Consider the following 10,065-nt stretch of genomic DNA (forward strand, 5'->3'; position numbering starts at 1 on the left):
TATTATGCCAATGATTTCACATATTTGCTATAAAACAACCTCAAATGTTTTTTCATGCTTTCAGTGTGTATTGTTCGGGGCTAGCCAGCGCTTTTTCAGACCATTCGATGCCAAGTCCGGGGGCATCGGAAACTTCTAAGTAACCGTTTTTGGGCATGACGATCTTGTCGGTCAATTCCATGTTGGCAGGATTCTTGCTGCGCACGTGCTGCTCATGAATAACGAAATTATTCAGGCAGGCTTCGATTTGTACTGATGGAGGCGTAAGCAGGTGCGAAGCGCAGGTATGAATCTGAACTCCAATATCAAACACGTAGGCAAGGTCACAGACGCGCTTCGCCTCGGTAATACCTCCGGCGTTACCAAGGTCAGGTTGAATGACCTGCACCGACTTGTTCAGAAAATAGGGAAGATATTCCCATCGGCCAAAGATGCGTTCGCCATGCGAAATTGGCATTTTAATGTTGTCTTTAACGTTTTTGTTGTTGTAGAACACAGGTGTGTTGGGCTCTTCGAAGTAGTATATATTGCAATCCTGAACAGCCGCTGCCAGTTGAATAGCCGATTGTGTGTTGGTGCCGGCATGGTTCTCAATGATTAGGTCGACATTGGGTCCGATCGCATCGCGAACCGCGTGCACGCGTTCGGAATACATATTGACGTAGTAAGGCGAAAGAAGACCGAGACGACCATCTTCGCGAAGGATATTGCCTTTATCGTCCCAGTTCAAGAAGTCGATCTTGATGGCATCGTAACCATCAGCAAGTGCCAATTTAGCTCGCTCGACATAATCTTCCACCGTGACGGCTGGCGAGTCGTAATCTCCCCAACCGAACTGCAGCTGGCTTGCGTAGCAGCGAACCTTATCACGACGTTTGCCGCCCAGCAACTTATGCAGAGGCATCTTCAGTGCTTTGCTTTTGATATCCCACAGAGCGATGTCAATGGCGCTGACGCCGCTGTACCAGAAAGCGCCGCCGTTCTGTCCCCAAAAGGTGCGAAGCATCATGTGATCCCAAAGGACTTCGTTGGAAAAAGGATCTTGTCCCACAATCAGAGGCCATAGATCGCGAATCATTCCATAAGCCGCATAAGTTGCGTGAATGCCGGCGACTTCGCCATCGCCGTAAATGCCCTCGTCGGTAAAAATACGGACGCTAACAACTTTACTTTTCTTAGGGAATTCTGGAGTTTTGGAACGATCATATTCCGTTAGAAAGACCTTCATACCAGTAACTTTCATAATTCATAACCCCTTTCCGTTCTATGATTTTGGAGATGCTTAGTGCCCAAATGAAATGATTCATACAAAATCCGTTTCTGTAATCTTTGTGGTACGCATGCGAATGATACCGTAGATAACAGCCGCGGCAAGAACGCATACATTGATTATGGCCAATTGCATATTGAGGTCGATAACGGACTTGTAAATAATATATGCCTGAGCACAGCCGCTGATAAACATCAGAACATAATAGACAGAATTTGGCATATGCAGCCAAGACTCTTTCCAATTCGCTGCAAATTTTATGGGGAAGATAAATCCCGCCATAATTATCAGAGCGTTCTGAAAACCACTGAGAATCAATGTTGAGTTGGTAATCTGTTTAACGCTCATTCCCGTACAGATGGGCAAGCAACCGATAACAAAAATAACCATGATCGCGACCCAATACGCGCCAAAGCGATTTTGTTTTGCCAGAAACTTTGGCAGCCAACCCTCTTTGACACCAGCCAGAACAGGCATCGCAGAATTCATAATGCCAGAATTCATCGTTGTCAGTAGAGCAAAAATAGGACCGCCAAACATGAACACATAATACAAGAACGTCGGTAATATGGCCCTGGCGGTATCAGTCATAGTACCGTTGGCTGTTTTTTCGAGAGGGAGTACAGCGCCTGAAGCGAATCCGACGGCGGTATAAAGCAGAAAGATGATACCCGTCGTAATGAGCATGGCAAGGGGGATATTCCTTTTGGGGTTTTCCGCCCGGGGCACGAAATTTGCGACCAACGAATGTCCGTTAGTTGAATAGTTGAGCAACACAACCGCTGAAAGCCAGCCCATTAAGCCATTAGTAAACATCTTAGGACTATCGAAATCCAGATAACCAGGCTGAATTTGGAAACAGCAGACAGCAGAGAATGTAAACAGGCAAATCAGCAGGCAGGGGGTCGCAAATGACTGAATCTTGGCCATCACATCGACACCGAAAAGATTGGCCAATGTCAGGAGTCCCCACACAGCAATAGCCATGACGATGCGATTCTGTGAAGGATACATGGCCGCCAAATAATTGCCTATGGAAAGGACGGCAGTACCACGTGCCATCCAGTTAATCAGCGACGAGATGGTAATCATACCGCCATACTGACGTCCGCAGGTACGCGTCACCATTCCGTAAATGCCGCCGGGAACAACCTCCGTGCTGAAAAAGAAAATTTGCGGAAAAATTCGGGCAAGTCCCATAACTACCGCAGCCGAATAAGCGAACCATGCCGAATATCCCGTAACGCCAAGAGCCGCTCCCACAATTGTGACAACGCCGGCGCCGACCACCTGCCCCGTCGCCAGCCATACAAGTTGAGGCAGGGTGAGTTTGCTGATATTATTCTCCATCTGAAAAAACACCTCCACTCAATCCACTAATTGTCAAAAACATATTGTACGTTTTGCGATATAGCGCCCGGAGATCGCCCTGCGCAGGTGCTCGAAATATCATTACTGTGGCCACAGTCAAATCATAACTGCCTTGACCACAAAAGAAAATTATTTTTTGATCTCACTCGTATTTGATGTGCATCTCATGTTATGACAAGGATAAAGTTTGATAATCATCAATCCGTTATTGCGTAATATTCTTACTTTATAAAACAGTTTTTGAGCGGGAGGATTTCGTAGAGAAAAAGAAAGCATCTTGCAGCTGGATCTTTTCCAGCTGCAAGATGCTAAAGGTACTACTGTGTGTTTTTGGGAACGCGCTGATGAATGGCATTTTCTCAAAAAGCTCATTCTGCCAAATGTGTATTTACCGACCTCCCAGAAGCTGAAGTCTTCTTTGTTGAGCGCCTCCTTAGCTCGACGAATTGGGGAAAACGAGTGGTTTAAAACTGTCGATGTGGAATTTTTTCTCAAGGGATAGCGCTGCGTTTACAATAAAAGTGTAAAAAGTGCGCCTAATGTTCGTCAGTTCAATCGCTTTATTCCATGCAATAACCTGTGTTCGAGGTTCACGAACGAGGGAAGTGAAAGGAACGGCGGTAAGCCCCTCAAGACGCGAAAATTTAGCGCCCAGTCCAACGTTCGTCGTAATAAAAACACATTTTTGAGCTCGAATCAAATCGTAGCGTAGTATTTCATCGCTCTCAAGAATCTTAGGCTGATTGACTCCATTGTCTTGCAAAATCGTGAGTGAATGCTGATATTTACGTGGGTTAGCCTTCTTGTAATACTGAAAAAAAGTTTCATCTTTCAAATCATTGAGACTTACGCTCTCACGCTTAGCAAGACGATGACCACTGCTCATGAGGACATAGTACTTCTCCGGTTTGAATAAAATGTGGTATTTAAACTTGTTATCGGTAACGTTATATACATTCCCTAGATAAAAGTCAAACGGCTCCGTTAATTGGGCAAAGTCGACAAGCGGAGTGATATTAAGTTGAATATTTGTGAATTTGTTTTTGAAGTCAAGGAAGGCGCCCGCCCAGATATGCGTATTTTCTACAAAGATCAACAGCGTTTGCGATTGGCGACTGCGCTGTGCTTCAGTCACTGCGGTATCAAATAAAGCTTGAGCTTGACTGATATATTTGTAAAAGATCTTGCCGCTGGTACTGAGCCGGATATTGCGGCCTTTACGCTCAAAAAGCTCGACATTTAGCTCTTTTTCCAGCTTTCTGATTGTGGCGCTAAGAGAAGAGGCCGAGATCATGAGTTCTTCCGCAGTCTGAGTCAAATGTTGCCTTTGCGCTAATTTGATGAAATATCGCAGCTGAAGGAGTTCCATCAACGCCCCTCCCCATATATCATTTTGGCTGAATATTTTCTTTGAGTTATGGATATAGAAGGATCATTTCTTTATCCAATTAATTGAATACTGTGATTATTCTTGGTACTTATTTTAAGCCATCTCAAATTTTTTGCAATAAAAGCAATGGAACTTGGTTACAATGAGCAATCTGTTTTAACTTAGCGGAAAGAAGCGGGGGCCATTGTAGAGGCTTTTTAATAATGTTCCACATGGAACATTTGCCCTTCAATCCTTCAGTCGCATGAATTTACGGCTGAACATGAAAAACGGGGCGCGTTTCCCGTTCCGGCGCGCGAAAATCCAGCCGCCGCGGCCAGCCGGCATTTGTGCAGCGGGGGAACCTGTGCTACAATGTTTTTCGCAACCGAACAAGACAGTTCGAGACCATCCTGTCTTTAAACAAAACTAAGGGCTGCGCCCGGGGCTTTTCGCGGATTTTTTTCCGCGCGGAGCGGCGGGCGCGACGCGCCGTTACGGCGCGGCGGATGGGGAGCTGAAAGGCTCTCCTTTTTTGTGGCCTTTTCGCGGCGCGGGAAGGTGCGGAGGATTTTTTTCGATGAAGGAACTGACGGTGACCCGCAAGCTGACGATCTCGGCGCTGGTCGTGGCGCTGTACGTGGTCGTGATGACGACGACGCGCAGCTTCGCCTTCGGGCAGTATCAGGTGCGCGTCGCCACGTCGCTATACGCGCTGAGCGGCATTTTCCCGTTTCTGGTGCTGCCGCTGGGCTTCGCCAATTTTCTCAGCAACGCGCTGATGGGAGGGCTGGGGCCGCTGGACATGGTCGGCGGCATTCTCGTCGGGCTGCTGACCAGCGGCGCGATCGCCGCGTTTCGCCGTTCGCCGCGCGCGCCGTGGATCGCCGCGGCGGCGATCACGCTGATCCCGGGGCTGGGGGTGCCGCTGTGGCTGAGTTATCTGCTGCATCTGCCCTATTTCGTTCTGGCGGCGAGTCTGCTGATCGGGCAGGCAGTCGCCGGCGTTTTCGGGGGGCTGCTGCTGGCGGCGCTGCAAAAACGCCTCGCCGCGGACGGGGAGCAAAGGAGCTGAAGACATGACGCGCACGCCTGAAGAGATGAAGGATCTGTCGCTGCTGGGGCGCCGCACGGCCTACAAGAGCGATTACGCGCCGGAGGTGCTGGAATCGTTTCCCAACAAGCATCCGGGGCGCGATTATTTCGTCAAGTTCAACTGCCCGGAGTTCACGAGCCTGTGCCCGATGACGGGGCAGCCGGACTTCGCCAACATCACGATCAGTTACGTTCCCGACGGGCGTCTGGTGGAGAGCAAATCGCTCAAACTGTATCTGTTCAGCTTCCGCAATCACGGCGATTTCCACGAGGACTGCGTCAATGTCATTCTGGAGGATCTGGTCAGGTTGCTCTCGCCCAAGTACATCGAGGTCTGGGGGCGCTTCACGCCCCGCGGCGGGCTGAGCATCGACCCGTACGCGAACTGGGGCAAGCCGGGCACGGCCTGGGAAAAAACGGCCGAAGACCGCCTGCGTCTCCACGACCTGTCGCCGGAGCTCGTGAATTACCGCTGAGCGCCGCGCCGCGGCCAGCGCGCGACGGGGCGCGAAAGCGCAAAAAGAAGAAATCCGTCTTGTCGCATATCTTTCGATCGCAGCAGCCGAGGCCGTTTATAAAAAATGTTCCACGTGGAACGCTGGACTTTTCGCGGGAAACGTCTTTTGCAAAGCGCGGCGGCAAAAAACAAGGGCGTCCACAGGAGAAATTTTCCTGCGGACGCCCTTGTTGCGCATGAACGGGGTTACTGTCTTTCCCGTTCGGTATAAAGGATCAGGGCGACGAACTGCAGCGGGCCGTCGCCGCTGTTTTCGATGCCGTGGCATTCGCCGTCGGGGCAGTGCGTCATGTCGCCTTCTGTGACGTCGATCCACGTGCCGTTGTCGTTGTAGCGCGCCGTGCCTTTGAGGATATAATAGGTCTCGGAATCGCCCGCGTGGGCGTGCGTGCCGATCGACGCGCCCGGCTCCAGCGTGGTGAAGCCGAACTTGCGGCCGTGCCCGCCCATCTCGTCAGGCGCGAGAATCTCGCGCGAGAGCAGCGCGCCCGTGCCGCCCTTGAAGTTCTCGACTCTGGATAACGCGATTTCCGTTCCTCTGCGAATCATTGTCCCACTCTCCTTCGCACCGTTTTATTGCCACGGCATGCGGTCAATTTTGCGCCGGTCAAGGTCGATCCCGTGCTCGCCGAGGATGCTCCAGACCATTTCCACGGCGCCGGCGATGACGTTCGGGCAGATGCGTTTGCGCAGCCCGGCGTCGTCGTGGATGATGCTCTCGCAGGTCGTGCCTTTCCAGTAAGCGCGGAACGTCTCCGTCAGCTCTTTGACGTACTGCTTGATCGTTTCGCTGCGCGGCTCGCGCGCCGTGCCTTTGCCGAGGTACAGCCCCATCAGCGCGGCGCCTCCCGCCAGCGCGCCGCAGGCGCCGCCGCACGCTCCGCCGCAGAATCCCTCCATGGCGCGGAGCAGATCGGGGTCGTCGATCCCCAGCCGCCTCATGCCGATGGCCAGCACCGTCTGGGAACAGCAGAAGTGCTGATCCGCATTGAGTTCCCCGACGAGCGCGTCAAGATTTTCCAGCCATCGGTCCGCGCCGGCTCGAGCGCCGCACTGACACTCCTTGGAACCGTCGTGCATTTTCCTCTTCCCCCCTTAAAATCGTGCCAAAGACTTCGGTTTATTATACAACAAGCGCTCCTTTCCCCGGGGCGTCATTTTCAGGAGGTCCTTCCATGCCATTTTTCGGCTGTCACCTTTCCGTCGCCGGCGGATTCAGAAAGATGGGCAAAAACGCCCTGTCTATCGGCGCCGACACGTTCCAGTTCTTCACGCGCAATCCCCGCGGCGGCGCCGTGCGGGCCGCCGATCCCGACGACGCCGCGGCGCTGAAAAGCATCATCGCCGCGCATCGCTTCGGCCCGCTGATCGCCCACGGCCCCTACACGCTCAATCCCTGCTCGGCCGACGCGAAGGTGCGCGAGTTCGCGCTGCTGGCGATGGCCGACGATCTGCAGCGTTTGGACGAGCAGCTGCCGGGCAATCTGTACAACTTCCATCCCGGCAGCCACGTCGGCCAGGGCTGCGAAAAGGGCATCGACCTGATCGTGGCGGCGCTGAACGAGATTTTGCCCGCGGTGAAGCGCACCGCCGTGCTGCTGGAAACCATGTCGGGCAAGGGCAGCGAGGTGGGCGGTGATTTCGAACAACTGGCGGAGATCCTGAGCCGCGTCAGCTGTCCCGAGAAGATGGGCGTGTGCCTCGACACCTGTCACGTCTATTCGGCCGGCTACGACATCGCCGGCGACCTCGACGGCGTGCTCGACCGTTTCGACCGCATCGTGGGGCTGAAACGCCTGCGCGCCCTGCACCTCAACGACAGCATGACGCCGTTCGGCAGCCGCAAGGACCGCCACGAAAAACTCGGCAAGGGCAGCCTCGGCCTGGCCGCTTTCGCGGCGCTGGTCGTCCATCCGGCCTTGGCGAAGCTGCCCATGTGCCTGGAAACGCCGCAGGATTCCCTCTCCGGCTGGGCGGCCGAGATCGCCCAGCTGCGGAGGTTCGCGGCGAACAAATAGACGGAGCGGAGAGACAGCCGTTTTCTCGCGGCGAACAGGAACGAGCGCTCGATGGGGAAACGCGCTAAGAAATGTATTTTAAATACACAGACGCCGCTGATTGACAACGCTCAATCGATTATGAAATAATGAAAACGCATCCGGACGCAAATAAAAAAGGAGGCGTATTCATGGAGCAGAACAAAGGGAAAAGCACGTTGCAGGTCCTTCTCGGCGCGGCGTTTCTGATGGCGACGTCGGCCATCGGGCCGGGATTTTTGACGCAGACGACGGTCTTCACGCAGCAGCTTTTGGCTTCGGCGGCTTTCGCCATCGCCGTGACGATCGCGGTGACGGCGGTGGTGCAGCTCAACATCTGGCGCATCATCTGCGTGTCGAAGCTGCGCGCGCAGGACGTGGCCAATCGGGTCGTGCCCGGTCTGGGCTATCTGCTGGCCTTCGCCGTGGCGCTCGGCGGTCTGGCGTTCAACGTCGGCAACGTCGGCGGCGCGGCGCTGGGGCTGAACACGATGGTCGGGCTCGACGTGCAGGCCGGCGCGGCCGTCAGCGCGGCGATCGCCGTTTTCATCTTCCTCAACAAAGACCTCGGCAAGGCGATGGACCGCTTCACGCAGCTGCTCGGCTTCCTGATGATCGCGCTGATGCTCTACGTGGCGTTCAAGGCGGCGCCGCCGGTGGCGCTGGCGGCGAAAGAGACCGTGATGCCGAGCACGGTCAACTGGATGATCATCCTGACGCTGATCGGCGGCACGGTGGGCGGCTACATCTCCTTCTCCGGCGCGCATCGCCTCATCGACGCGGGCGTGCACGACGTGCGCGACGCGACGAAGAGCGCCGTGAACGGCATCGTCGTCACGTCGATCATGCGCATTCTGCTGTTCCTTGCCGTGCTGGGTGTGGTTTACGTGGCGGCCGGCCAGCCGGCGGTCGTGCTCGACGCGGCCAATCCCGCCGCCGACGCCTTCCGCAAGGGAGCCGGCGAGGTCGGCTACCGCATGTTCGGCGTGGTGCTGTGGGCCGCGGGCGTGACCTCGGTGATCGGCGCTTCCTACACCTCCGTGTCGTTCCTGCGCTCACTGTTCGCCGCGGTGGACCACAACTACCGCTGGTGGATGATCGGCTTCATCTGCACCTCGACGGCGATCAACATTTTCATCGCCCGACCGGTGGCGCTGCTGATCGTGGCCGGTTCGATCAACGGCCTGATCCTGCCGCTGGCGCTGGCCTCGATCCTGCTCGGCGCGTACAAGAAAGACGTGGTCGGCGCGGAGTACCGCCACCCCGCGTGGCTGACGGCGACGGGATGGGTGGTGGTGGTCTTCACGCTGTGGATGGGCGTGAAGGCGCTGCCCAACATCATGAAGATCTTCTCGTAGCGGCACAAGACGAAGGAACTCCGGAGCGCGCTCCGGTCTGTGGAGTTTTTTTCAGCAAGGAGGCGGTCCCATGGAAGCGAAAATCCTGCCGGCCGGCGAGACGTGCCTGTTCGTCGATTTCGGCGAGGTGATCGACCTGGCCGTGAACGGCCGCGTGCAGTCTCTGGCGCGGGCGCTGGAAGAACGGCCGTTCCGCGGCATGAAAGAGCTGGTGCCGACGTACCGCTCGCTGTCGATCTACTTCGACCCGCTGACAGTCGATCTGCCGGCGCTGCGCACTCGGCTCGGGGACGAGCTGGCCAAGCCCTTCGCCGCGGAGCGGGCGGGGAGGCGCGAAGTGCGCGTGCCCGTCCTTTTCGGCGGCGAGTGCGGCCCCGATCTGGGCGAGGTCGCCGCGCACACCGGTCTGACGGAAGACGAAGTGGTGAAGCGCTATTGCGATTCGCCGCTCTACTGTTACATGAACGGCTTCACGCCTGGATTCCCCTACCTGGGCGGCATGGATCCGGCGCTGACGACGCCGCGCCTGAAGACGCCGCGCGAGTTGATCCCCGCCAACAGCGTCGCCATCGGCGGCGCGCAGGCCGGCGCTTATTCGATCGCCAGCCCCGGCGGCTGGCGCATCATCGGCCGCGTCCCCTACGACCTCTACGACCCGCGGCGCGATCCGGCCGTGGCGATCACGTCGGGGCTGTGGGTGAAATTCTACCCGGTGACGGCCGCGCGCTACGCCGAGATCCAGGAACAGATCAAGAGCGGTGAGTACCGCATCGAGTACGCCGAAAGGGAGGCGAGCGCATGAAGCTGATCGTCGAACGCGCCGGCGCCCTCACCACCGTACAGGACCTGGGGCGCTGGGGCCATCAGGCGCTGGGCATGCCCGTCAGCGGCGCGATGGACGCTCCGGCGCTGACGCGCGGCAATCTGCTGCTCGGCAATCCGGCCGGCGCAGCGGCGCTGGAAGTCACGGCGATCGGGCCGACGATCCGCTTCGCCGGCGAAGGCTGCGTCGCCGTCGCCGGCGGCGATCTGAGCCCGATGCTGAACGG

General features: G+C 56.0%; 10 protein-coding genes and 1 pseudogene. 6 read left to right on the plus strand and 5 right to left on the minus strand.

The features are described 5' to 3' along the window. Positions 1-52: 52 nt before the first annotated feature. The 3 genes from HMPREF7215_RS09225 to HMPREF7215_RS12500 all read right to left on the minus strand — a co-directional run bounded on the left by HMPREF7215_RS09225 (position 53) and on the right by HMPREF7215_RS12500 (position 4,010). A complete protein-coding gene (locus HMPREF7215_RS09225) occupies positions 53-1,243 on the minus strand; it encodes a mandelate racemase/muconate lactonizing enzyme family protein (RefSeq protein ID WP_083798315.1) in 1,191 nt (396 codons plus the stop codon). A 60-nt stretch (positions 1,244-1,303) separates the two neighbouring features. Further along, positions 1,304-2,620: an APC family permease gene (locus HMPREF7215_RS09230; RefSeq protein ID WP_009165571.1), complete on the minus strand. Its 1,317-nt coding sequence runs from the start codon at positions 2,618-2,620 to the stop codon at positions 1,304-1,306. A 454-nt stretch (positions 2,621-3,074) separates the two neighbouring features. Further along, entirely contained in the window at positions 3,075-4,010 is a 936-nt protein-coding gene (locus tag HMPREF7215_RS12500) for a LysR family transcriptional regulator (RefSeq protein ID WP_009165573.1), read from the minus strand. A 580-nt stretch (positions 4,011-4,590) separates the two neighbouring features. Here HMPREF7215_RS12500 and HMPREF7215_RS09240 point away from each other — a divergent pair. Then, positions 4,591-5,085 (plus strand): QueT transporter family protein, encoded by a 495-nt coding sequence (locus HMPREF7215_RS09240; RefSeq protein ID WP_009165574.1) that lies wholly within the window; start codon positions 4,591-4,593, stop codon positions 5,083-5,085. Positions 5,086-5,089: 4 nt separating this feature from the next. Further along, positions 5,090-5,581, plus strand: coding sequence for a preQ(1) synthase (gene queF / locus HMPREF7215_RS09245; RefSeq protein WP_009165575.1), 492 nt, complete (start codon positions 5,090-5,092; stop codon positions 5,579-5,581). 227 nt (positions 5,582-5,808) lie between these two features. Here the strand turns inward: queF and HMPREF7215_RS09255 are convergent, their stop codons facing one another. Continuing rightward, positions 5,809-6,171: a cupin domain-containing protein gene (locus tag HMPREF7215_RS09255; RefSeq protein WP_009165577.1), complete on the minus strand. Its 363-nt coding sequence runs from the start codon at positions 6,169-6,171 to the stop codon at positions 5,809-5,811. A gap of 24 nt (positions 6,172-6,195) precedes the next feature. Continuing rightward, a complete protein-coding gene (locus HMPREF7215_RS12505; RefSeq protein WP_009165578.1) occupies positions 6,196-6,702 on the minus strand; it encodes a C-GCAxxG-C-C family (seleno)protein in 507 nt (168 codons plus the stop codon). A 95-nt stretch (positions 6,703-6,797) separates the two neighbouring features. Between HMPREF7215_RS12505 and HMPREF7215_RS09265 the strand changes: the two genes are divergently transcribed. The 4 genes and pseudogenes from HMPREF7215_RS09265 to HMPREF7215_RS09280 all read left to right on the plus strand — a co-directional run. Continuing rightward, positions 6,798-7,640, plus strand: a complete 843-nt coding sequence (locus HMPREF7215_RS09265; protein WP_009165579.1) for a deoxyribonuclease IV — start codon at positions 6,798-6,800, stop codon at positions 7,638-7,640. 170 nt (positions 7,641-7,810) lie between these two features. Further along, complete coding sequence (locus HMPREF7215_RS09270; RefSeq protein ID WP_040551076.1) at positions 7,811-9,016, plus strand: NRAMP family divalent metal transporter; 1,206 nt, start codon at positions 7,811-7,813, stop codon at positions 9,014-9,016. Between the two features lie 70 nt (positions 9,017-9,086). After that, positions 9,087-9,818, plus strand: a complete 732-nt coding sequence (pxpB, locus tag HMPREF7215_RS09275) for a 5-oxoprolinase subunit PxpB (RefSeq protein ID WP_009165581.1) — start codon at positions 9,087-9,089, stop codon at positions 9,816-9,818. Continuing rightward, a pseudogene (locus HMPREF7215_RS09280) lies at positions 9,815-10,065 on the plus strand (KipI antagonist); the annotation flags it as partial. The gene pxpB and the pseudogene HMPREF7215_RS09280, both read left to right, overlap by 4 nt.

The organism is Pyramidobacter piscolens W5455 (assembly GCF_000177335.1).
Lineage (GTDB): Bacteria > Synergistota > Synergistia > Synergistales > Dethiosulfovibrionaceae > Pyramidobacter > Pyramidobacter piscolens.